At 47.3% G+C, this 21,712-nt stretch carries 23 protein-coding genes and 5 pseudogenes; all 28 read right to left on the reverse strand.

Going from position 1 to position 21,712, the window contains the following annotated elements:
- Nucleotides 1–7: 7 nt before the first annotated feature.
- The 28 genes and pseudogenes from ACMGG5_RS19630 to ACMGG5_RS19765 all read right to left on the reverse strand — a co-directional run bounded on the left by ACMGG5_RS19630 (nucleotide 8) and on the right by ACMGG5_RS19765 (nucleotide 21,600).
- Entirely contained in the window at nucleotides 8–277 is a 270-nt protein-coding gene (locus tag ACMGG5_RS19630) for a hypothetical protein (RefSeq protein ID WP_155267927.1), read from the reverse strand.
- Between the two features lie 269 nt (nucleotides 278–546).
- Complete coding sequence (locus ACMGG5_RS19635) at nucleotides 547–1,533, reverse strand: hypothetical protein (protein WP_420278386.1); 987 nt, start codon at nucleotides 1,531–1,533, stop codon at nucleotides 547–549.
- A pseudogene (locus ACMGG5_RS19640) lies at nucleotides 1,533–2,731 on the reverse strand (RHS repeat domain-containing protein); the annotation flags it as partial. The gene ACMGG5_RS19635 and the pseudogene ACMGG5_RS19640, both read right to left, overlap by 1 nt.
- A 130-nt stretch (nucleotides 2,732–2,861) precedes the next feature.
- On the reverse strand, nucleotides 2,862–3,059 hold the full coding sequence (locus tag ACMGG5_RS19645) for a hypothetical protein (RefSeq protein WP_023292191.1): 198 nt from the start codon (nucleotides 3,057–3,059) through the stop codon (nucleotides 2,862–2,864).
- 72 nt (nucleotides 3,060–3,131) lie between these two features.
- On the reverse strand, nucleotides 3,132–3,248 hold the full coding sequence (locus ACMGG5_RS19650; protein ID WP_350310066.1) for a hypothetical protein: 117 nt from the start codon (nucleotides 3,246–3,248) through the stop codon (nucleotides 3,132–3,134).
- An 83-nt stretch (nucleotides 3,249–3,331) separates the two neighbouring features.
- Nucleotides 3,332–3,676: a hypothetical protein gene (locus ACMGG5_RS19655; protein ID WP_024907042.1), complete on the reverse strand. Its 345-nt coding sequence runs from the start codon at nucleotides 3,674–3,676 to the stop codon at nucleotides 3,332–3,334.
- A gap of 349 nt (nucleotides 3,677–4,025) precedes the next feature.
- Nucleotides 4,026–4,217 (reverse strand): annotated as a pseudogene (locus ACMGG5_RS19660) (DUF6386 family protein); the annotation flags it as partial.
- Nucleotides 4,218–4,258: 41 nt separating this feature from the next.
- Nucleotides 4,259–4,729 (reverse strand): Imm26 family immunity protein, encoded by a 471-nt coding sequence (locus tag ACMGG5_RS19665; RefSeq protein ID WP_420278387.1) that lies wholly within the window; start codon nucleotides 4,727–4,729, stop codon nucleotides 4,259–4,261.
- Nucleotides 4,730–5,031: 302 nt separating this feature from the next.
- Nucleotides 5,032–5,607 (reverse strand): annotated as a pseudogene (locus tag ACMGG5_RS19670) (RHS repeat domain-containing protein); the annotation flags it as partial.
- Nucleotides 5,608–5,686: 79 nt separating this feature from the next.
- Nucleotides 5,687–6,088: a hypothetical protein gene (locus ACMGG5_RS19675; protein ID WP_024907040.1), complete on the reverse strand. Its 402-nt coding sequence runs from the start codon at nucleotides 6,086–6,088 to the stop codon at nucleotides 5,687–5,689.
- Nucleotides 6,089–6,175: 87 nt separating this feature from the next.
- Nucleotides 6,176–6,964, reverse strand: a complete 789-nt coding sequence (locus ACMGG5_RS19680) for an Appr-1-p processing protein (protein ID WP_048991413.1) — start codon at nucleotides 6,962–6,964, stop codon at nucleotides 6,176–6,178.
- Nucleotides 6,965–7,166: 202 nt separating this feature from the next.
- A complete protein-coding gene (locus ACMGG5_RS19685; RefSeq protein ID WP_072050682.1) occupies nucleotides 7,167–7,616 on the reverse strand; it encodes a hypothetical protein in 450 nt (149 codons plus the stop codon).
- 2 nt (nucleotides 7,617–7,618) lie between these two features.
- Nucleotides 7,619–7,936 carry a hypothetical protein gene (locus ACMGG5_RS19690; RefSeq protein ID WP_228117517.1) on the reverse strand — a complete coding sequence of 106 codons (318 nt, stop codon included), beginning with the start codon at nucleotides 7,934–7,936 and terminating at the stop codon, nucleotides 7,619–7,621.
- An 81-nt stretch (nucleotides 7,937–8,017) separates the two neighbouring features.
- Entirely contained in the window at nucleotides 8,018–8,119 is a 102-nt protein-coding gene (locus ACMGG5_RS19695) for a hypothetical protein (protein WP_080690917.1), read from the reverse strand.
- Nucleotides 8,120–8,221: 102 nt separating this feature from the next.
- Nucleotides 8,222–8,542: a DUF7660 family protein gene (locus ACMGG5_RS19700; protein ID WP_230581847.1), complete on the reverse strand. Its 321-nt coding sequence runs from the start codon at nucleotides 8,540–8,542 to the stop codon at nucleotides 8,222–8,224.
- 229 nt (nucleotides 8,543–8,771) lie between these two features.
- On the reverse strand, nucleotides 8,772–9,290 hold the full coding sequence (locus ACMGG5_RS19705; protein ID WP_420278388.1) for a hypothetical protein: 519 nt from the start codon (nucleotides 9,288–9,290) through the stop codon (nucleotides 8,772–8,774).
- Between the two features lie 190 nt (nucleotides 9,291–9,480).
- Nucleotides 9,481–10,140 (reverse strand): Imm43 family immunity protein, encoded by a 660-nt coding sequence (locus ACMGG5_RS19710; RefSeq protein ID WP_420278389.1) that lies wholly within the window; start codon nucleotides 10,138–10,140, stop codon nucleotides 9,481–9,483.
- Between the two features lie 125 nt (nucleotides 10,141–10,265).
- Nucleotides 10,266–10,463: a hypothetical protein gene (locus ACMGG5_RS19715; RefSeq protein WP_071994455.1), complete on the reverse strand. Its 198-nt coding sequence runs from the start codon at nucleotides 10,461–10,463 to the stop codon at nucleotides 10,266–10,268.
- Nucleotides 10,464–10,489: 26 nt separating this feature from the next.
- Nucleotides 10,490–10,941, reverse strand: a pseudogene (locus tag ACMGG5_RS19720) (type IV secretion protein Rhs); the annotation flags it as partial.
- A gap of 25 nt (nucleotides 10,942–10,966) precedes the next feature.
- Nucleotides 10,967–11,446: a hypothetical protein gene (locus tag ACMGG5_RS19725; RefSeq protein ID WP_420278390.1), complete on the reverse strand. Its 480-nt coding sequence runs from the start codon at nucleotides 11,444–11,446 to the stop codon at nucleotides 10,967–10,969.
- Between the two features lie 325 nt (nucleotides 11,447–11,771).
- Nucleotides 11,772–12,180 (reverse strand): annotated as a pseudogene (locus tag ACMGG5_RS19730) (RHS repeat-associated core domain-containing protein); the annotation flags it as partial.
- A gap of 143 nt (nucleotides 12,181–12,323) precedes the next feature.
- Entirely contained in the window at nucleotides 12,324–12,584 is a 261-nt protein-coding gene (locus tag ACMGG5_RS19735; RefSeq protein ID WP_024907031.1) for a hypothetical protein, read from the reverse strand.
- Nucleotides 12,584–16,960, reverse strand: a complete 4,377-nt coding sequence (locus tag ACMGG5_RS19740; RefSeq protein ID WP_420278391.1) for an RHS repeat-associated core domain-containing protein — start codon at nucleotides 16,958–16,960, stop codon at nucleotides 12,584–12,586. The genes ACMGG5_RS19735 and ACMGG5_RS19740 overlap by 1 nt, the downstream gene beginning before the upstream one ends.
- 3 nt (nucleotides 16,961–16,963) lie before the next feature.
- Nucleotides 16,964–17,404 carry a DcrB-related protein gene (locus tag ACMGG5_RS19745; RefSeq protein ID WP_420278392.1) on the reverse strand — a complete coding sequence of 147 codons (441 nt, stop codon included), beginning with the start codon at nucleotides 17,402–17,404 and terminating at the stop codon, nucleotides 16,964–16,966.
- Nucleotides 17,405–17,477: 73 nt separating this feature from the next.
- Nucleotides 17,478–18,554, reverse strand: a complete 1,077-nt coding sequence (locus ACMGG5_RS19750; protein ID WP_420278393.1) for a hypothetical protein — start codon at nucleotides 18,552–18,554, stop codon at nucleotides 17,478–17,480.
- A gap of 3 nt (nucleotides 18,555–18,557) precedes the next feature.
- The gene (locus tag ACMGG5_RS19755; protein WP_417927519.1) at nucleotides 18,558–19,112 is read right to left on the reverse strand and encodes a hypothetical protein; all 555 of its coding nucleotides are present in this window, start codon (nucleotides 19,110–19,112) and stop codon (nucleotides 18,558–18,560) included.
- A gap of 75 nt (nucleotides 19,113–19,187) precedes the next feature.
- Nucleotides 19,188–19,685 (reverse strand): hypothetical protein, encoded by a 498-nt coding sequence (locus tag ACMGG5_RS19760; RefSeq protein WP_232057348.1) that lies wholly within the window; start codon nucleotides 19,683–19,685, stop codon nucleotides 19,188–19,190.
- Nucleotides 19,678–21,600, reverse strand: coding sequence for a type VI secretion system Vgr family protein (locus ACMGG5_RS19765; protein ID WP_420278394.1), 1,923 nt, complete (start codon nucleotides 21,598–21,600; stop codon nucleotides 19,678–19,680). Before ACMGG5_RS19765 ends, ACMGG5_RS19760 begins: the two co-directional genes overlap by 8 nt.
- Nucleotides 21,601–21,712 lie beyond the last annotated feature (112 nt).

The raw sequence follows: 21,712 nt of genomic DNA on the forward strand, positions 1-21,712 counted from the left end.
TAATAACCTATTTTACACTCCCCGAGACTGGAATCGCTACTTCGTCAAGCCATTCTGCCCATATTGATGGTAATTCATACGATCTAACTGGCGTTGTCGGATCCACACGCTTAGGAATTAATCCCTCTTGATGTAACGGATTAGTACGATAACCAACCTGAGGTATTGCACTTTCTTCTTTTAAATCCGCCATCCGCTTAGGGACTTTAAAGGAGAATACATTTGCCTCGCTCATGTAGATATTTTTAAAAGTTACAAAATGACCCTTTTCCCACATGAATTATCCGTAATACTTGGCGGAAATAACAAATTATTTTTTCCAATAAAGAATCCTCTGGTTAAGAAAATAATCCGCACGATTAATAGAGGCATCCGCCAAGGCACGGTATGAGAGATACCAAGTTTTCAACTTACAACGAGCAAACCGTAAATCTATTGTCCTGCCATGGTTTGGCCTTCAACAATCGAGGGCTCTACAGCGGTTTGAACATTCAAAACCTAATGCCCCCGACAGTGATCTAACATTAATGCCTTAAATCGAATATATTAAATTAAAAAGCATTCGACCTTCATTTTTTTAAGGCTGATGTCATATTCATTGCCAACCACCTTAAATATCTCGTCTTCATTCACAAAAAAAACTCTGTACACTATTGAGGAAATTATTTGTCTAAACATATCTGAAGAAACATGTCTTCTTAAAGTTTTGAGATCAGCCAAATTATTTCTAACAATATAATACGAATAATTCATTAGAATGAAATTTGATATTAGTAAATTCTTCGTGGATTGATACTTGTCAAAACAATGTTCCAAGGCTCTATAAATTGTTTTTTTAGATTTCTCATAAGTATTAATAAAACTATCAGGATCGCAAAGGTAGCAGTTTTTATCATTAAAAGACAGGGAACTTCTATCGTTGTTCGCAACAAACAAAAAATTCAGCACTGATAATTGATAATGTTTTATAGACTTAATATCTTCAAAGTTTTTCTTTTTTTCAAATTGTACATAAAATTGCTCAAGCAAAGACAATATTGAGACATTATCATGCTGAGAAGTATTTATACAAATCCCATCTTTAGTAATGCATAGCAAATTATAAGAGTCATCATCCATGCCCATTTCAAAACACAAAAATCTTAAAAAAAAGCTTTTTGCTTTTATAGCGTAATCTTCTTCGTTATCTTTTAAAGAAAACAGTTGATAGATATAAAACAAGATAAAGATATCTTTATCTATACGCTGTCGGTTATCTATTTGAAAAAGATAACCTAATCGAGAAAGGAAAACTTCAAATGCATACTTACCATCTTCACTTAGGCCTAACTTGTTTAACGCACGCTGAAACATAACTTTAGGAAAGCAAGTTTGCCAACGACTCAACTCTACATGCTTCCCATTTTCTTTTTTAAAACAAACGGGGAATAGGTCCGGTTCATCCTGAACATAGATATATTTTCCAAAACTTTCAATCTCTGCTCTCGCATTAGTGAAGTGTTCAATTTTATGTATAAACATTTCAAAAATCATTACGTAATCCTCTTACCACATTTCTTCCAATTACCTTTAGCATCTTTCTTTTCAATCTGGAATGAAGTGATTTTATCATTAAAACGAGGAAGGATATTTTTATCCAGGGTTAAATCCTGGTCGGCTATCATGATTAACCCATATGGCTTTATCACCTCGATTATTTGGGACCAATCCACCTTTACCACCACGCTCAGAAGCTGATGCAATCGCTTCATCTTTACTCGTATAGCGTATAACTTCCTCTTGTTTTAATCCCAGAAGGTCTATTCGCGTAAGACTATTTGCACCATACAGGTAAAGATTTATCTCCCCCGCCAGCCCTATCGGGTCCTTCTGCGTAAACCGTCCGCAGTCCGGGTCGTAATACCGGAACAGATTGTCGTGCAACCATCTCACAATGCAGGTGTTGACCCTGCATCCGCAGGTTCTGGGAATATCCTGATCCCTGCGTCTCGCTTTCCCGCAACAGCTTGCCCCAGGCGCTGTTCACCCCTTCCCAGCGCACCTGCCCTTCGATATCCGTCATCCGCTCTGGCGTGCCGTTGGACTGGCAGTGGAACCAGAAGATCCCCGGCGCTTCCACGCCGTCAATTCGCGCCAGCGGGTCGTAGCTGTCCTGGTCGCTGTAGACATAGGTCAGAGGCACGTCTCCGTGCAGCTCCTGCAGCAGACGGAACCCTTCCCAGACAAACCGGCTTGCCGGTTAGCTGTCCGCCTTGCATTTGGCGTCGCATTTTGCTGATGCGTGGTCCGAGCGGGTCGTAGCGGAAGCTGACCTGCATCTGCGGCCTGTTGCGATCCCGCGGCTGGCTGATAACCTCCGTCAGGCGGTGTTCGCCGTCGTACCGGTAGTGCCAGCGGATCTGGCCGTTATCCTTCTCTACGGTACGGCCGTGGATGTCATAACGCCACTGAATACCGTTCAGTTGCGTGACCCGGTTATGGGCAATCTTCTTTCCAGCGCCCTCTAACGGATTACCAGCCGCATCCCAGCGCCACTGCTCCTGACCGGGCAGCGAGCCGTCCTGAGCGAGCAGGCCCCGGCGCTGTCGTACTGCCAGCGGTTCCAGTTAAACGGGTTATCGTCCCGTTCTTCCCGCACCAGGTTATTGCGATAATCGTACTCCAGGCGGCGGGACCAGCGGCGCGGCGACGGGCGCTGGGCATTGCCGGTAAAGTTGTCCCATCGATAAAGATTACATCGTTAAAGATGGCGACGTAATGAACTTCTTGTTTAACGTTTGATTTGTTTTGAATGAAAAAAAACCAAGCTTTGGGATGGTTTTTTTCAATATGGGGGACTCATTGCGCCCCCCGAATACTACTTATAATTGAAGTGGTTTATAACTTATAATTTTATCCGCAATTTCTTCTGCGCTAAGTTCTTCATAATAAATATAATTAGCTGCCTGAGGATCTGCGACACTTCTACAAAGGAGGTCGATGTCATTATCAGCTTCTTCTTCTGTCCCTTCGCTGTGTTGGATTTTCCTTATTAGTTCGATAAGCACTTGTCTTTGCATATTATACCTCAAAAATGATAAGCACGATCTAGAATGTCAAGGTGATATTTTGTTGTAACGATTACTTGATTATCAATCATCATAAATACCGCCTCCATGTTGGATAGGGGTTCTCTGGTGTAGGACATAAGATCTATTTTTCCCGCTCCACTGTGTATCATGCACTATTGGAGCTTTTCCGCCCCGCATTCCAGAAACGACAGAGCGTGGGCTTTTGTCAAGGCATTTCGAATTGGTTGCTTAATTAAGCGAACTGCTCATCATTATTAAAATCATGTTCTATATGTGTCATTTTCCCTATAATAATTCACCTCATCGATAAACCATTTATTCCCATGACCTCCACTATTTTTATTCTTCACCATATAGTTCAAAGAACTGACTAACATCCATCCTTTCAAAGAAAAAGTTTCTACTGCTAAGGGCATTTCCAGACCCTCTTCATCAAGGTATATTTCGTCATCCTCCAAACTTTGTATATAATCCCAAGAAATATAAAAGAAGTGAGTATCTTCAGGCCGTGCTTCCCATGTGTTTATATTAGTATAAATCCATTCACCAGGCTCTAACTGAGAAAGACTTGCTATTAATTCATCTATAGATGTATATGTATTCATTATACCCTCACAATTATCTGCATCGAGCCCCCCCAAGTTTTTCTTCCACCATATCCTTTCGGGTCATAATCCAGATGCCTTGAGTTATGATCTGGCCAATCAACCAATTGTAACAACCCACCAACTCGCTCATGATGATGCCTAGTTGTTTCCCAACCAGAACCTGTTGGAGCTGTTCTTAGGAGCGCGCCACGCTTACCTGGTGAAACCTTTTCAAATATGCCCGGGAATTTTTCCTCAAGGGAAGCTCTATATGATGGGTCATTATTCATTTTATAATATAATTGTCTGTTCGCTTTCTGGAAGTGTTTTCCGTCACTCATTCTAAACATGTTTTTAGGTAAGTTTTTTTAATATTGACTTTATAGGCGCCATCATCCCCAAGATTGAGAAATAATACATTCCCTTTATTTACCTCTTCTACTTCATCTTCTGGAAGACTCCACCAATCTACGTCTCCATTTATTCTATGCTTTAATGATATCAAATCATAAATAACTAAAGTGGTAGTATCTGTTTGTATGCTTATGATTTTTCTCATTGCGTAAGCAAAGGCCGGAAATACCTCCCCGGTCTAGCCTATTAGTTAACAAAGCTTTCTATAGATTTTATAATGCTTTTATAGAATTGAATCGACTCTTCACCGACTGGTATATTCTCAGTCGGCGATTCAATTGGCACTCCATGCTGATCATATATTTTATTTCTGACAGGATTTTTAAAATAATGCTGTGGTAAAATATCCACTTCGCTCGTTTCGATAGTTTTAAACGTTACGAAAGAACCGTTTTTCCAACATGAATTATCAGTAATAATTGGTGGCAATAGAAAATTATCTTTTGCCAATACAGCATCTTCTTGAAGCGAAGAAGTAAAATAGTCATATATATATATAACTATAGTATTTTTGAATGGGCCGACATCTATTTTACCCAGGGCGACCATACCATAGCCTAATCGATCATCATTTAACTGGAAGTAAAAAACATCGCCTTCTTTTGGCCACTTTTTTTGCTTTTCATTTCCTGACACTACTGTAAGTCTGTCGGCCATTTTACATTAAACCCATTGTTTTTAAGCCAGTTTCCACCCCACAAAACAGCATCCGAGTATAACTTTCTTGTAGGACTTATGCTATTGATAGAATTTTCAAAATGGGAATTATTGTGAATAACTGCTTATTCTATGCTCCGTGCATGACCGCGATTTAGCCTTCTTCAGTGATTCTAAATCCTAAATACACATGGGTATTATTCCCACCTTTTGCCTTTCTTTTAATCCAGTCAGCAAATGACATGTTTCTCACTGACCGTTTAGGGCTTCCATTTTTGCAAGCGGTTAAACCTATAGGATCCCCCCAGCGCATTCGGCGCATACTGGTAAAGATTTATCCCCCCGCCAGCCCTATCGGGTCCTGATGCGTAAACCGTCCGCAGTCCGGGTCGTAATACCTGAACAGATTGTCGTGCAACTCTCTCACAATGCAGGTGTTGCCCCTGCATCCGCTCGTTCTGGGAATATCCTGATCCCTGCGTCTCGCTCTCCCGCAGCAGCTTGCCCCAGGCGGTGTTCGCCGTCGTACCGGTAGTGCTAGCGGATCTGGCCGTTATCCTTCTCTACGGTACGGCCGTGGATGTCATAACGCCACTGAATACCGTTCAGTTGCGTGACCCGGTTATGGGCAGTCTTCTTTCCAGCGCCCTCTAACGGGTTACCAGCCGCATCCCAGTGCCACTGCTCCTGACCGGGCAGCGAGCCGTCCTGAGCGAGCAGGCCCCGGCGCTGTCGTACTGCCAGCGGTTCCAGTTAAACGGGTTATCGTCCCGTTCTTCCCGCACCAGGTTATTGCGATAATCGTACTCCAGGCGGCGGGACCAGCGGCGCGGCGACGGGCGCTGGGCATTGCCGGTAAAGTTGTCCCATCGATAAAGATTACATCGTTAAAGATGGCGACGTAATGAACTTCTTGTTTAACGTTTGATTTGTTTTGAATGGTATAAATTACTGTTCTTACGCCTTCTTACGCAGATAGAACTCAAGATATTTTTTAGGTCTATCCTGAAAAGCACGCTCTTTGCCGTAGTTATAAGCATCGTTAAAATATTTATACGCTTCATTGAATTGATTCAACTCGTAACAGACCATACCCAAGTCGATTAACGGTGCAGTGTCTATATCCGATCCACGTGTCCGTAAAGCCGTCTCTCCCCATTTCTTTGCCTCAACGTAATCCGCAAGATCAAAATATGCGCTGTACATGCATGCAGAGATCCAGTTGGCAAATTCTGATTCGGACTTTGGTTCAGGAAGAGCTTGCCAGGCCTTTTGGTATTGTTCTAAAGCCTCGGCGTATTTTTGGCTGTCGTGTAACTCGTTTCCTTTTTCAATAGTATTTGTTATAGATATTTTCATACTCAAGCGCCTGTCCTTTTAATTAAAAATCCTTTTCTAAGCAACAATCGAATTCAATAAAATGCATTATTAAATTATCTTTTTATATTATAAAATTATTACATTGCAATCGATCATCTTATAGCAAATCTTTTTAAGTATCAATGACTCTATAACATCCCAATCACCTCCACCGAGGCCAGCGCCTATTCTTGGCATTTGTACTGAAAGGCGATTTACTAAAGCAAAGTCAGATAACTTTTCAAGACAAACTTCCAGGGATGCATAACATACGTATTGATTTTTGTCATTGACATTTTTCTTAATACCATCTTGTGCATACATATTAGCAATAAATATCTGTTCTTTAGCATCAACCAAGACAAAATCAACCGTACCTAATTCTGGGGTGTTATTTCCATTGAAGCTATTGAGATAGTATTCCTTTGCAGAAGGATATTTATTTGAAAGAGACAGAACAAAGCCTTTACCCCATTTCCCTTTATTATTCACAATGTGAGCAATAACTATGGATTTTTTCAAAGGTTCCACAGCATTTCCAGACAAGAGCTTTATTTGTTTTTTTTCTTGCAATGAACTCGTTGATGTTTTCCAGAAAGTTTCAAATTCCTCATTCGAAATTTCTTCAGTATCACTTAAGTCCAGATCGCTTTTTTTACCATCATACAGCAGAAAACCAACTTTCTCGTTTTTATCTAGCAAAGAGGAAGATGCATAACAATCGCCATCTATAATATTTATTTGTCGTGTGGCCACCTCCCCTATGAATTCATTGAGAATAATTCCTTCACCTGCAATAAAATCAACGTTACCTTTATAGTATTTTTTCACATCAACCACAACTCCTCGCACTTTTAACAATTCTTTCGGAGACATCAAGATCTTTTGTGTTTAAGATAAAGAATGTATTTTTCCGGGGTTCAATTACATCCAGGCCAGTAACATCTATGTCAACAAAATGGCTTATACCTTTTTATTTTCTCGTTTAGGATGGCAACTGTCCAATTTATATTGGAAACACTATGATATAGTCATATAAGTAACTTCAATTGAATCATATATTTTACCAGTTCTCCACTTACAATTCATGAGGGTCTAAGCAATAGTGGCAGAGAATTGTTCCTGTTAGGTTATGAGGGTCATAAGCAGCATCAACATGTCCCCACTCCCTTGATACAGGAAGAACAATAGTAGATTTAGTTTTGAACCATTCCCTTAAACATCGGGTGACTTTCCCTTCGGGTCTATTCTGTTTTCCCATCAATAATTTTTCTGGGGCGAAGCGCCAACTACGAATTATTGAGTTAGGATCATTGGGAACCAAGAAGTCAATTATTAGATATATATCTCCGAACTCATGGTCACCTTTAAGGATAGTTCTGTATGAGACTGTTTTATTGTCTTTTTTTTCAGGCCACCCCTCCCACCTTACATTTGTATTATTAAACAACTCTGTCTTAGTAACTCTTGGTCCTAATAGAACCCTTTTATTAAATTTAAGAACACCAGTTTCTGCGTCAAAATTCATTTTCACATCCCAATATCAAATGGAAGACCAATAGGTTCCAGAACTTTTTTATAATTCGAAAGGAAGAATTGGGTACCGCCACCGCTTCCTAACATTTCAGTATCTGGTGACAAAGCTTGTCCCGTACCAGCAATAGCATCTCGTTTGACTCTATACATCTGAATCTTACTTCTAAACCCATATTTTTCATGAGGTAGAACTTGTAAACTTTCCCATAATTTTTGTCGACTACCACTAGCAGCTTCTAAAGTGGCTTTGTCGAAATAAAATCCTGACTGCCCAGGTGCTCCACCATAAACAATATCACCTTCTTTAAGCATTGTGTTTGACCAAGAATAACGGCCTTGATAAATCCCTCTTCCTTGCCACTGCCTACCAAATGCCGCCTGGTTATGGTCATTTTATCGAGTCGGTGCACACTTCGCTTTCAATCCTAATGGATCAACCCAATTCAACGGATTAGTGGCGTAAACGTAAGTATTTATACCGCCATTAAAACCTATCGGGTCATCGGAACGATTCGGACGCCATCATACTTTTTAACACGTTAAATAATAAAACGCCGGGAAGATTTGATGCTCTTCCCGGCCAATTATTATTGAATATTATTCATAAACTCTTGCAGCCATTAAAATATCTGCAATAAATGTCCAGTTAACATTTTCTGGAACAGGTAATTTTTGATTTAAATAATATCCATCCATATCTTCAACCCAAGATGCCATCGATTCAAAATATGAGGGTAAGTCTTTGCTCTCCCACTCACTTAGATCATTTCTGGCATTTGAAGATAAATTCTCAAGAAATTTAATAAAATCGTCTCTAGTATTTATTCCTTTAGTATTCATAACAATATTACTCCAGTACTTTTTTATTCCATCACCCAATTTGAAAATAATCGACTTACCATCTGTTTTTGTTGTCATTTTCCACATCTGATCAGCAACTTCACTAGGTGAGGCCCATTTAAATGGAACTCGTTTCCTTTTTCTACAAGAGATGTAACTTTTTCATCAAATTTATCGAAACCGTTTTTCATATGCTTATTCATTATCAATCGAAAAGAGACCTCCTTGCCTATATAAAAGTGGTTTTAAGCGAAAAATGTTGTCAGAAGTAAGGAGGGTTCTAAAAGTGTTAGTTTTTATTATTAACCTAGCCAAAAAAGAATTGCTTAAAACCTTCCGCCTCAACATCCTTAAGCTTGCTTTTTAGCATTAAATCGATATCTTCCAGAAAGTCCTCTCTGAAATTAAAATCATCATCTGTAGCATCACCATCATATTTACTTTGTTCGATCTCAATGGCAGAACAAAAAGCATCCAAAAAGTCGGCTAACGAATTGGAAATAATGAAATTTCTTTTTTGAATACTACCATAAACAGGAGATGTGATATTTTGGGTATCACAAAAAAGAACATCTCCATTTCGTTCAGCAAAGATTATATATTCATCGCGCCAGGTCGTGTCATTTTGAACTCGCCAGCCTGATAACATTTTATTAAGCTCTTGGGGCTCAACAATCTGTATAATGAATGCACCATCAAATGTTGGGTGGTCATTTAAAATCAAATGGCTATAAAAAAATCGAATTTCACCATTTAAATTTACAGGAAAAGAAGTTTTATTTTCATCGTCTGCATAGTCTATCTCTCCCATATTTAAATCATTCATTTTGAATTTCTTGACAAAGTCTTGGATAGTATTTTTTATATGCATTATTCCTCTTTAAGAGTTATCATTATTGGCTACGCTTAAAATTACCATATCCATAGTTGAAAAATGTACTCATAATCCAAAGAACTTCTTCGCGCCATTAAAAAAGAAAAACAAAGAATCAATAATGGCACGACACCCTTCAATATTAAGGTAGTTTATTGCCCTTTCTTTTACGATTTGAGTGTATTTCGTAGAAATAATCTTCACAAAAAACGTCTAAAGCATTTTCCAGTGGAACAAGTTTCAACCCCCGGAATCCTTTACTGTTTATAACTTCCTTGACCTCTTGTTTAACAATGATAAAACCACCTAACAATGTGTCGTTCAACGAAAGTATATCATTTTCTAGCGCATCATCCTTGAATTCAATTTTAAAAGGTATGGTATCTCCGAACTTATCCTCTTCGAGAATAGATTTATCCTTATCTATAACATCGCCGCCTGGAAAATATGCATATTTAAAATCATCCCGAAGAACTTGACCATTCCCAATCGAAACTGGTGTAATATCTCGGCCAAAAAAAACATTGTGCTTATAATTTTCAAAAATCGAAAATAAAGACTTATCCATCAAGTGTCCAAAGTCTTTTTTATAATAGTCAAATTTCAAAGCCCCAACATTTTTATTGCACAACAAATAAATATGGTCTGGGCATGCATCGTCTGTTATTCGATAAGGGAAGGGAAAGGCAGAGCCTTCTATTTCCCAGTTTTCATTAACCTGTAATCTTTCATCAACCATGCCCTGTAAATTTCTTGGCATGCGTGATGATTCAAAGTCATTCATGATCACATAATAGGACATTAATTCATTCCCCTGATTTTTTTTGTGGGAACATGACCCATCCAAATTTTATTCTTCATATCAATCTGGATCCGCCTTATAGCTATCCTCGCCCCTTTAGCATCTAATCTTCCAGAAATATATCGTTACTCAACACGAGCAATGCGCCGACGGAGAATGTCACTATAGTTATGATAATTACTGCTATGGAAGATATCCATACCTTTCCCTGCATCTTGTTTCATCGCTGATGCGCTACCTGGAAAATTAATACCATTAAACGCAGAGTTCATGTCTTTTCCGATGCCAATATTATTGAAGAATGATTGCTCCTCTTTCCACACCTCAACGGGTATAACATGGTGAGCAGAATTCGCTCCGGCGTGCCGTTCGGCTGGAAGTGGAACCAGAAAATCTCCGGGGCATCAACGCCGTCAATACGCGCCAGCGGGTCGTAGCTGTCCTGATCGCTGTAAACGTAGGTCAGCGGCACATCCCCGTGCACTTCCTGCAGCAGCCGGAACCCTTCCCAGACAAACCGGTTGGCTGTCCGCCCAGCATCTGGCGGCGCGTTTTGCTGATGCGGCGACCGAGCGGATCGTAGCGGAAGCTGACCTGCGTCTGCGGTTTGTTGCGATCCCGCGGCTGGCTGATGACTTCCGTCAGGCGGTGTTCGCCGTCGTAGCGGTAGTGCCAGCGGGTCTGGCCGTTATCCTTCTCCACGGTGCGGCCGTGGATGTCATAACGCCAGCGAATGCCGTTCAGCTGCGTCAGGCGGTTGTGCGTGACCTTATCAGCGGAACCTTCAAGCGGGTTATCAGCACAATATGACAACCTTATTTAATAGTTAATTCCACGTTAAATAAATACCGCAATTAAATGATTTAATATCATAGAAAATAGTTATATCACCCCATTCCAAGTGCCACATTATACTATGTTTTTCTTTTTCATCTGGTTTGCCAAGATCATATTCACCCGACACCCATTGATATAAAAATTCGACTTCTTTATTTAGCATATCAATGTTAGAAACCTTATTCCAATCATTTATTGCCTTATAATACCCTCCCTCTTTATAAATTAATTGCACCGTAAATGGCAAATTACTGAAGCATAATGGTTGTATTATAATCTCGAATTCCTTTCCCGACCAAAGAACGGTATTAACTGTATAATGATGGGGAATTAATTTCTGCATTTTATTTTCTGATTCAAGATATTTGTAAAGATCAGAAGTTATAAATTCCTCCTCCCTTTGTATTAAAACACATTTATTGTCTAACTCAACCTTACCATTTACCACGTTAATTTTAAAATTAATCATATGCTAATGACCTTCCCCGGTATCAAAAGATTTCTAAATTCCTCAGGGATAAAGAATTGCCCCCCCCCTCGACCATATATCTCATTAGCCAATGCTCTTCCATATGCTACATCAATATCCTCACTTACATAATAAGCTCTAACTTGCGTTCTTAATGTACGATGAGGATCTATTTTAACCTGAAGTGCTTCATGGTAGCCTATAGCATTTCCTTTATTTTGCCTAACGGTTGGATAAGTCACTGCATATGATGGAGGAGTATCACCGTTTGGATATAATGCATACAGAATCGTGCCTTTTTTCAGTTTCCTGTTTTTGTAGACATCTATACTTTGTAATCACCTTGACCTTGCCATCTCGTAGCTTCTTTAGATGGATCCTTACATTTACGGCTCAACCCCCACGGATCCACCCACCCCAGCGCATTCGGCGCATACTGGTAAAGGTTTATCCCCCCCGCCAGCCCTATCGGGTCCTGCTGCGTAAACCGTCCGCAGTCCGGGTCGTAATACCGGAACAGATTGTCGTGCAGTCCTGTCTCACGGTCCAGGTATTGCCCCTGCATCCGCAGGTTCTGAGAATATCCTGATCCCTGCGTCTCGCTCTCCCGCAACAGCTTGCCCCAGGCGGTGTTCGCCATCGTACCGGTAGTGCCGGATCTGGCCGTTATCCTTCTCTACGGTACGGCCGTGGATGTCATAGCGCCAGCGAATACCGTTCAGTTGCGTGACCCGGGCTTTGATTTTAATATATTAAGCCAGCCAATAGTGTTCTTTTATTAAAAATCATCTGGTTTTTGTTGTTTGAGTGAGCACTTCAAAAACAGACGCTGCTTAATTATAACCTCGCAAAAATCAATCCTTCTCTTTGCTTAATATCAGGGCATCATTTTTTTAATATCAAGTGCGTAATTAACAACATCATCTAAAAGTTTTTCTTCCCTGAGGGAAAAGTTTGCGTATTGAGCCATAGCTCTGCATGTTGACAGACTTTCAATTATTTCAAATGGAATTTTGTCTCCAAAAATTATTATCTGTTCATAACGAGTTTGAAAAAAATTTACCGATTCATGTTTACCATTGGCATTAAGTTCAAAAATTATTTTTTCAAGTGCATTTTTTAAGTTATTCAATTTCATTACCAGGGAACCCTTAAAGTTTTAACCACCCATGCTCTTGGAAGATTTGATACCACAGCCTGGTATCCCATCCCAGGATATCCTGCCCCTTGAGCTGCAGCAGGACCTTCACTCACCCACGTTCCTTTAGGAACTCTAAACTCTGATACATTAGTAATATTAACACCCCAATCATGGCGAATAGCTAGCTTTTCTCGCAAAACCTCCTCGGAATTGTATTTTTCATTTGTCAGCCAAGAAATTTTTCTTCCTGTTCTATTATTTACACCATGATATTTATAAAAAGTCTCGTCTCTTTTCAGCTGCCTGTTTTTATAAACGCTTTTATCAAATGTTTCTGCAATTCCTCCAGGAAGTTGCGGCCCTGGTTTTTTCCCTGTATTGCATCGGCTTAACCCCCACGGATCCACCCACCCCAGCGCATTCGGCGCATACTGGTAAAGGTTTATCCCCCCCGCCAGCCCTATCGGGTCCTGCTGCGTAAACCTTCCGCAGTCCGGGTCGTAATACCGGAACAGATTGTAGTGCAGCCCTGTCTCACGGTCCAGGTATTGCCCCTGCATGCGCAGGTTCTGAGAATATCCTGATATCTGCGTCTCGCTTTCCCGCAGCAGCTTGCCCCAGGCGCTGTTCACCCCTTCCCAGCGCACCTGCCCTTCGATATCCGTCATCCGCTCCGGCGTGCCGTTGGGCTGGCAGTGGAACCAGAAGATCTCAGGGGCATCAACGCCGTCAATGCGCGCCAGCGGATCGTAGCTGTCCTGATCGCTGTAAATGTAGGTCAGCGGCACATCCCCGTGCACCTCCTGCAGCAGGCGGAACCCTTCCCAGACAAACCGGGTGGTGACCGGCTTGCCGGTTGGCTGTCCGCCCAGCATCTGGCGTCGCGTTTTGCTGATGCGTCGCCCGAGCGGATCGTAGCGGAAGCTGACCTGCGTCTGAGGTTTATTGCGATCCCGCGGCTGGCTGATGACTTCCGTCAGGCGATGTTCGCCGTCGTAGCGGTAGTGCCAGCGGGTCTGGCCGTTATCCTTCTCCACGGTGCGGCCGTGGATATCATAACGCCAGCGAATGCCGTTCAGCTGCGTCAGGCGGTTGTACGTGACCTTCTCAGCAGATCCTTCGAGCGGGTTACCGGCAGCATCCCAGCGCCACTGCTCCTGGCCGGGCAGCGTGCCGTCCTGAACGAGCAGGCGCCCGGCGCTGTCGTACTGCCAGCGGTACCAGCTGAACGGGTTATCGTCCCGCTCTTCGCGCACCAGGTTATTACGGTAGTCGTAATCCCAGCGGCGGGACCAGCGGCGCGGCGACGGGCGCTGCGCATTGCCGGTAAAGACGTCCCGGCGGTGCAGTCGGCCGAGGCGGTCGTACTCGCTGCGGGTGGTCAACAGCCCCTGGGTGCGGCTGGTCTCACGGTGGAGTTCGTCGCGAGTAAAATCGGAGACCGACAGCTTATCGAGAGCAATGCTGAGCAGATGTCCGCTGCCGTAGTAGAACTGCTTCAGCTCGCGGCCATCGGGCAGCGTGACGGAGGTGCGGTTGCCCAGTGCGTCATACTCCCACGCCAGCTCGCCGTGCTCGCCCGCCTCGCGCGTCACGCGACCGAGCGCATCATACTCAAAGACGAGCTCCTGCTCTGCCTCGGTGCTCCACGCGTCGGCTGAAAGCGCAGGATGCAGCCCAATCCGGCTTAACAGCCCGGACGGCGTGTAGTGGTAGCGTGTCTGCCCTTCCGGCGTGGTGCGGGCGACCAGCTGACCGCTCGCGCTCCAGGCGAAGGCGTGGGTGATAGCCTCCGGATGACCGGCGGCAAAGGTGCGCGCAATCGTGCGCCCGCAGGCATCATAGCGATACTGCGAGGCTACGCCATCGAGCCCCACCTCTTCCAGCAGCAGCGAGTCTGGCCCCCAGCGGAACTGATACGCTTCGCCGTTCTCGTTTTCCAGGGCAATCAGACGCCCGCGGCTGTCCCAGCGGCGGCGCACCTCTTCACCCTGCGTATTACGGGTGGCGGTTAAGCGCCCCGCCTCGTCATATCTGAACTCGCTCTCTTTCCCGTCGGCGCCCGCATGCTTCACCGGCAGGCCACGTTCGTTCCATTTGAGCGATTCCGTCCAGCCTTCCGGGCGATCGAGCTGCACCGGACGCCCTGCGGCGTCGTAGCGGTAGCGCGTCTCTTCACCGTCGGCGCCAGTCTCGGCCACCAGCCAGCCCAGCGGATGATAGCGATAGCGGGTAATTCGCCCGGAACAGTCCGTCGCACGAACGATCTGCCCGGCCTCGTTGTACTCCTGGTAGCGGCTGTTGCCTGCGGCATCGACCTCTTCCACGACCAGGCCGAACGCGTCCCGGCGCAGCTGCGTAGTCTGCCCCATCGGATCCACCACGCGCTTCAGCCCGTGGTGTTCGTCGTACCAGAACCGGGTGGCGCTGCCGTCGGCTTCGATAATAGCCGCGGGAAGCGCGCGGTGCTCCAGCCAGGTGGTGGTGCGGGTATTGCCGTCGGCATCGGTCTCCTGCACCCGGTTGCCCATCTCGTCGTAGACGAAGGTGACGGCGTTGCCGAGCGGATCGATGCGACGCGTGAGAAGCTCGTTATCATCCCACTCGTAGCGCCAGTTTTCACCGCGCTCGTCAACGTAGCGGACAATCAGATTCTTCGCGTTCCAGTAGTGGCGGCGCGTCTGACCATCGTAGTGCTCGACGGTCGTCAGCCCGGCGGCTAAATCATAGCTAAAGCGGCAGCCATCGCCGGTGCTGGTGCGGTTTTCCACCACGCGCCAGTGGTCGAATTTTTGCCAGCGGTATTCGCTCTCCAGACCGCCCGGCAGGCAGTGCCAGACCATCAGCCCTTGCTCGTTATAACGGTATTCACGCGTCACCACGCCGGAGGCATCCGTCGCGCTCGCCAGCTGGCCGCTCGCGTCGTAGCCCCACTGCATCAGCGGCCAGGTTTGGTTGCCGTCGAAATGGCTGGCCGAGGTCACGCGCAGCGGGAAGCGCTCATCTTCATAGCGCAGGGTGACGTCTATCGCCCGCGGCTCATCATGGATACCAACCAGCCTGCCGTGCTCGTCCCACGCCGTCAGCAGCGCGTTGCCGTATTCATCGCTAAGGGAGGCCAGACGCAGGATAGAAGGATTGATGCGGGTCGGTTTGTACAGACGCCACACTGCACCGTCATCGTCGGCAATCGCCACGTCGCCGTTCTCATTGCGGCGGATAATGATGCCTTCGCTGATGCTGTAAAACGCACGGTCGACAGGCGGCAGTTCAAAGCTCAGCTCGCGCCCGGTTTCATCGAACCAGGTCGCATTGTTATCTTCCAGCGTCAGATAGCTGTCAAAAGTCGTTGCCCAGCCCAGACCAAACAGCCCTTCGCGGGTCGTCAGGCTGTTGTAGCTGCGCTGCCAGCGAAGCGGGAAGCGCCCCGGCAGCGAGAAGTCGAGCTCATCGTCGTCGTTCAGCACCTTCACGCCGGTGGCGGCGTGGACCGGGTGCGAGGAGCCAAACACGGCGTTGACGGCCATATCCGCCAGCATCCCGCCGCCGGCCGCCGCCAGCGCGCAGGGCATGTTTTTCAGGAGCTTGCCCGGACGCCCGCGCAGCAGGGAGAGCGCAATCATCCCCAGCGCCAGACCCGGCGTTTTACCGCTTTTGATATCGCGAACCGTGAGCGTGTCCCCGCCGATGATCACGTTCGGGGAGACGTCGTCGGACACGGTGCCTTCGCAGGTGGTGCGATCTTTCGCACGCACCGCGGGCTGTCCGTTGATGAAGACGCTTTTAGAACCTTCCGCCAGATACTGCGGCCCGGAGTGCTTTTCACACGCCACCTTGTCTTCTTCCAGCGGCGAGGTCCCCGCGGCGGCAGAGGCCACGCTCGGCTGCCACATTTCGCTGCCAAACTGTCCGGCGGCGGAAAGCAGCATGCCCGCGTAATCGGCAAAGCTGCCCGGCGACTGCGGCTCAGGGGACGGTGTATCGGCGGGCGTCAGCGTCCCTGCCGCACGGGCTGCGGGGATTGCGTTGGTCAGAACGTTGTTCGAGCCGGTGGTAATTTTACCCGCAGGCGACGGCGGGAAGAGCGCATTGCCTAACCCTTCCGCGGAGTTGCTGATATCGTCGGTGATCCCCGCCACGTTCGCCAGCACGCCACCGATAATCCCGCTTAACAGACAGCTCGATCCAACTGCCGCCACGCCTGCTGCGGCGGCTCCGGCACCGAGGAGTGGCGCGGCGGCCGTAGCCGCCAGCCCCACCGCCGCGCCGATCACCGCATAGGCAGCACCTTCCGCCACAATGCTGGTGATGTCAGCAAAAATGCTAGAGTGAATAATCTCGTCGCCCTTACGGGCCGCGTTGTTATCGCTCATGCCTTACACATTCCGGTTGTCGTTTAGCGTCAGGCTCTGCTTAAGCGCGCTCCAGCGCACCTCGTCCTCTTCGGTAAAGGCTCTGAGTGCCGAGAGGGTAAAAATCATCAATACCGGTTTGCCCGGCGTCTGCACGGCCAGCTGTTTTTGCCACAGGCGTTGCCCGTTACGGTCAAACGTGGTTTCAACTTCCAGCCCGCTAATCTTTCCGTCAGGCCCGGCTTTTACGTCCCGGAATTCGCTCTGGGCGATCTCACCCATCTGAGGACGCAACACATCCCACTGGCGGTGAAACTCTTGTTTGTAGTCGCTGCCATCGGGAATCACACCGCGGCTGACCACTACGGACAGCCCGCTTTCGTCATCGCGAATAATGTTCATACTGTTATCCTGCCAGGCAGCAGGAAAAAGGGAAAACGAGCCTTCCTGGAGGGTGTATTTCATAAGTGAACTCGGGATGCTTAATATTGAGAGAAACAAGAAGGCCAATCGATGCTGGCCTTTTGGCTGGCTATGGTTATTTAAGCCACTGGCCTGACTGTTCGACTAAAACATGGCTGCCTTTGCTGACAACCAATTTCACGGGTGCATACGTGACGGTATAAGCGATCTCGCCATTCTTGTACGTTGAGCCGATTATTTTACCTGCGGGGTCGTGTAACGTTTTTCCCTTTAAGGAGATCGTACTGTTATCGCTTTTGCGCACGCCGAGATAAACCATCTGGTCACATTCACCCTCGAAACGCCCGCACTTGTTTATCAGAGAGATAGTGAACTTTTCGGTGTCCAGTTTTCTGGTTTCCGCGTTTTGAACCGAAGCGGCTTTACGTAACGTATAACGCAGCGGAGCAAAATCATTTCCTTTTTGAGGAGGAGTAACTAAACGCCATTCCATTTCACTCCCCTTTAGTTCCAGAACAGCCCGTCCGCCTGCGCCGCCAAACGATGAATTGAACTCAACGTCCGCACGGTTTCCCGCGATCGTACCGCTAAGATTATGCTCATCATCTTCCGGGCAATCGATGCGATTTCCTCTCCGGGAGACATAGCAATAAGACCCGGTGATACGGTTGCCAGATTCAGCTAGCCGCAGGGTTAACGTCGAGTCGTTCTCGAATTCACCAGCCCACTCCCCGTCAAACGCGAGTCCTGATTGGCTGCTTTTTGCAAACTGCATCGTATTGAATCTGGCGGCCCATTGCTGAATATCGGCATTAATGGCCTGACTATTATCAGATGACTGGTAATGGATAACGTTTGATTCTGGAACCACCCAGGCCGCAAAGATTTTGCCGTCAGGATTGATGACCAGCGCGGATGCGTTCTCCAGATAAAGATCTTTTAGCCAGCCCTCAACAAACAATCCTCCACCTGGGGTGGTATGCGGTTCGCCGAAGACATCAAAGTTATCAATAAAGGTCTGGTAATGATCTCCCAACGTCTTCCTGAGATTGTCTGTCACTTCGCTGTCGTTAACGATGCGTCTGACCGTATTGAGGTTATTGTATTGCGATAACTCTAACGCAGATGACGTTTCAACTGCGCCTGTCAATAAAGCCGTGAACAATACGGCTGCAACATATTTTTTGGTCATAAATTATTCTTGAGAATCATTGTTGTAATTCATCGTTATTTTTATAACGTTGTCGCCTTTTATCTCAAAAGAGAGCAGTTTTTTATCCAATTCGTAGGTAATCCACTGCTCCCCGGCATCATTTTCGACCTGACCGGTACCGTATGCGCTGTTCAGTTCCTTTCTCGTTGAACCCACATGGACACCGCGCGGCGTTGCGAAGTCTTCGGCAGTCAGTGTAATTTGAGACACGATATAATCATCAACGCTTCTTTCCGCTTTATCCCACCAGAGGTTGGAAGTGAATATTTCTACTCCAGCGTTTTGATGCTGAAAGAATTTATATTGGACTCCATCAAAAGGAACCTCACCGGTAAAACTGCCTTCCACCGGCACGTCAATTTTACGGGCAATATCAGACGTCCATCTGTCGCCCAGGGCGACAGGCTGGTCTTTGATCTGCACAGAAAAATCCCGTTTTGTCAGAACGGGAGGCATCACCTGAGCCAAAACCACATTGCTGCCGAGACAGGTAAACATCAGGACGGAACAAAGAAATATCGGCGTGTGTTTTTTCACGTTAATCGTCATTTATTGAATGTGTATGGCCATTATCACCCTGAAGAAACCGTCAGGACATGAGTGCAGTATTTCTTAGTCGGCGCTAATGACGACTGAACCCAGACAGTGAGGATTTTTCACGGTGAAACTGAAGCTCACTTTTTGTCCATTCATATCTTTTCGGGCTGTATAGCTGGTCACTTCGTTCTCCGAACGGCCGCGCGGATAATCAGTTAACCTCAGCTGCGGATAACGCTTTTTAACGGTATCAAGCGTTATGCATTGACCTGAGGAAGGTGAAAAATTCAGTAAAGGCGCCATGCCGTCGTTTTGTTTGCTTAAACGTAACCCAATTGCGGTTATGTTCGTTCCATCAGCGAGTTTGATATCGTCGGCATTGTAGAAATTGATATATTCATTTTGCCTGGTCATCTTAAACGATAACGGCGCGTTACTAAGGGTTGTAACGGATAACGTCTTAAGCGATGCACTCATCCCGGAAATAAACATCCAAAGATCCTTTTTCTGCGCATCTCCTCCAGCCATTCCCGTCGTTAGTAACGCGATAAGCACCGCACCTGCTTTACTCATCTTTGGCCGTAAATTTCGCCTGCACCGCCGCATCAATATCCCCTTTATGCCCCGATCCCGGCGCCGTGGTGCCCGGTTTTGTACCAGAGGTATTCAGATGCAGCTTACCGCCCGTGGTGATATACCCATCCCCTTCCACGAAGAAGTTAAACTCTTTGCCGATGAGGTTAATCTTGCCGTTAGCATTCAGCTCAATGGCACTCTCACCGGAGACCAGCCGCAGCTTCGTCCCGGAAGCAATGACGTACTGCTCCACCGCCGCATCCAGCTTGCCTTTCCCCGTCAGGATCTCGGTGCCACCTTTCACGGCCTGAGTCTGATTCGCTTCCACGCGATGCAGTTCATTTTTCTTCACGTAATGGCTGCGCTCGCCGCCGACGCTGTGCGTTTCATCATTTTTAACGCTGGTGTCCATGTTACGCTCGGCCTGGATCCACACCTGCTCTGCACCCGCTTTATCCTCAAACCGCAGGGCGTTGGCGTTGTCCACGGAACCGTCTTTCGTGCGGCTCATAAAGCCCATCTGCGTGGCCGCAGCCGGCAGCGCCCACGGCGGCATGCTCGCGTCGTTGTACACGCGCCCGGTAATGATCGGACGGTCCGGGTCGCCGTTGATAAAGTCCACCACCACCTCATCGCCGACGCGCGGGATTTGCACCCCGCCGTAGCCCTGGCCCGCCCACGCGCTCGACACGCGCACCCAGCAGGAGCTGGTGTCATCGCCCTTCGCCAGACGGTCCCAGTGGAACTTCACCTTCACCCGACCGTATTTGTCCGTCCAGATACTCTCCCCGTTCGGCCCCACCACTTTCGCCGTCTGCGGGCCGTAGGTGCGCGGCCACGCCGTGCTCTGCGCCGGACGGTACACCACCGCCGACGGGATGACCGTGAAATCGGTCCGGTGAATGGTCTCCCCCTCGCCGCTGGCATAGCGGTTCTCTTCGAGGTGGTAACCCGCCGCCGTCACCAGATACTCACCGTTGTCGCTGAAGAACGGCGCGTTGGTTAAGGTGAAGGTGTGCCCGGGCGCAATCCCCGCCGCCGTCGCGGTGGCCTGAATCTGCTGGTGCTCCACCTGCCAGCGCTCCTGACGGATGCGGGCATAGAACTCCCCGTGCCCCTTGTCCACAAAGCGACCCGGCCAGTCGTACACGTCGATGCTGCCCGGCTTCGGCGACGCCGGGTTCTGCTGGGCCTGGAACAGCCACGCGTTCGGCTTGCGGAAGTCATAGTCGTCGAGGCTGTAAATCCCCGGAGTCACGCTGTCCTCCAGCGCCCACTGGCTGATGCCCTCTTCATCCGTACTGCCGCCTGACGGCGTCTGGTGATACGGAATGACCTCATAGCCGCTGAACGGCTGGTACTGCGTGGCGGCGTCGGTGAGCACCAGGGTGTGCTTGTCCGCCTCATGGCGGAAGTGATACGCAATCCCCTCCAGCTCCATCAGGCGGCTGATGAAGTCCAGGCTCGACTCCTGATACTGCACGCAGTAGTCCCACACCCGGTAGCTGCCGGTGAGTTTGTCCTCAGCGTTGACCTGATGCTCACCGAGCAGGGTTTTCACAATCTGCGGCACCGTCTGCCCCTGGAAAATACGCAGGTTACGGTCGCGCTTCATCGGCCACAGGTCAGGCTCCACCGTCAGCTGGTACACCGCATAGCGGGTGCCCGTCAGCTCAACGGCGCTGACCGCCACGCGGGTAATCTTGCCGTTAATATAGCGGGACGTCAGCAGGCTCTGCGTCGGGATGGTCACCGTGACCGGCTGGCCCAGCAGCTTACTGCGGTCAATGCGCGCGTCCGTGCCGAGCACGGTCAGCGTCAGCGCGAACGACTCGGACATCGCCTCGCGGCCCGTCAGTTTCCAGAACAGAAGCCCCTCCACCGGGAGCTGAACGGTAATTCGGTTGAGCATAATCTTTATTCCACTATGGACTAATCTCAGTGCCAGAAGTTAACTCATTTCAATACGCAAAGCGTAAACGCTGCTGGTTTGATAATGAGTAGCTGTAAGTTTGACTTCCCAT

This window comes from Enterobacter sp. BNK-34 (assembly GCF_048684445.1).
GTDB classification, from domain to species: domain Bacteria; phylum Pseudomonadota; class Gammaproteobacteria; order Enterobacterales; family Enterobacteriaceae; genus Enterobacter; species Enterobacter pseudoroggenkampii.

Excerpts from the sequence above, each read along its gene's own strand:
- ACMGG5_RS19630 (WP_155267927.1), bottom strand. The coding sequence starts at position 277 with ATGTGGGAAAAGGGTCATTTTGTAACTTTTAAAAATATCTACATGAGC.
- ACMGG5_RS19635 (WP_420278386.1), bottom strand. The coding sequence starts at position 1,533 with ATGATTTTTGAAATGTTTATACATAAAATTGAACACTTCACTAATGCG.
- ACMGG5_RS19645 (WP_023292191.1), bottom strand. The coding sequence starts at position 3,059 with ATGCAAAGACAAGTGCTTATCGAACTAATAAGGAAAATCCAACACAGC.
- ACMGG5_RS19650 (WP_350310066.1), bottom strand. The coding sequence starts at position 3,248 with ATGCGGGGCGGAAAAGCTCCAATAGTGCATGATACACAGTGGAGCGGG.
- ACMGG5_RS19655 (WP_024907042.1), bottom strand. The coding sequence starts at position 3,676 with ATGAATACATATACATCTATAGATGAATTAATAGCAAGTCTTTCTCAG.
- ACMGG5_RS19665 (WP_420278387.1), bottom strand. The coding sequence starts at position 4,729 with ATGGCCGACAGACTTACAGTAGTGTCAGGAAATGAAAAGCAAAAAAAG.
- ACMGG5_RS19675 (WP_024907040.1), bottom strand. The coding sequence starts at position 6,088 with ATGAAAATATCTATAACAAATACTATTGAAAAAGGAAACGAGTTACAC.
- ACMGG5_RS19680 (WP_048991413.1), bottom strand. The coding sequence starts at position 6,964 with ATGTCTCCGAAAGAATTGTTAAAAGTGCGAGGAGTTGTGGTTGATGTG.
- ACMGG5_RS19685 (WP_072050682.1), bottom strand. The coding sequence starts at position 7,616 with ATGAATTTTGACGCAGAAACTGGTGTTCTTAAATTTAATAAAAGGGTT.
- ACMGG5_RS19690 (WP_228117517.1), bottom strand. The coding sequence starts at position 7,936 with ATGCTTAAAGAAGGTGATATTGTTTATGGTGGAGCACCTGGGCAGTCA.
- ACMGG5_RS19700 (WP_230581847.1), bottom strand. The coding sequence starts at position 8,542 with ATGACAACAAAAACAGATGGTAAGTCGATTATTTTCAAATTGGGTGAT.
- ACMGG5_RS19705 (WP_420278388.1), bottom strand. The coding sequence starts at position 9,290 with ATGAATGATTTAAATATGGGAGAGATAGACTATGCAGACGATGAAAAT.
- ACMGG5_RS19710 (WP_420278389.1), bottom strand. The coding sequence starts at position 10,140 with ATGTCCTATTATGTGATCATGAATGACTTTGAATCATCACGCATGCCA.
- ACMGG5_RS19725 (WP_420278390.1), bottom strand. The coding sequence starts at position 11,446 with ATGATTAATTTTAAAATTAACGTGGTAAATGGTAAGGTTGAGTTAGAC.
- ACMGG5_RS19735 (WP_024907031.1), bottom strand. The coding sequence starts at position 12,584 with ATGAAATTGAATAACTTAAAAAATGCACTTGAAAAAATAATTTTTGAA.
- ACMGG5_RS19740 (WP_420278391.1), bottom strand. The coding sequence starts at position 16,960 with ATGAGCGATAACAACGCGGCCCGTAAGGGCGACGAGATTATTCACTCT.
- ACMGG5_RS19745 (WP_420278392.1), bottom strand. The coding sequence starts at position 17,404 with ATGAAATACACCCTCCAGGAAGGCTCGTTTTCCCTTTTTCCTGCTGCC.
- ACMGG5_RS19750 (WP_420278393.1), bottom strand. The coding sequence starts at position 18,554 with ATGACCAAAAAATATGTTGCAGCCGTATTGTTCACGGCTTTATTGACA.
- ACMGG5_RS19760 (WP_232057348.1), bottom strand. The coding sequence starts at position 19,685 with ATGAGTAAAGCAGGTGCGGTGCTTATCGCGTTACTAACGACGGGAATG.
- ACMGG5_RS19765 (WP_420278394.1), bottom strand. The coding sequence starts at position 21,600 with ATGCTCAACCGAATTACCGTTCAGCTCCCGGTGGAGGGGCTTCTGTTC.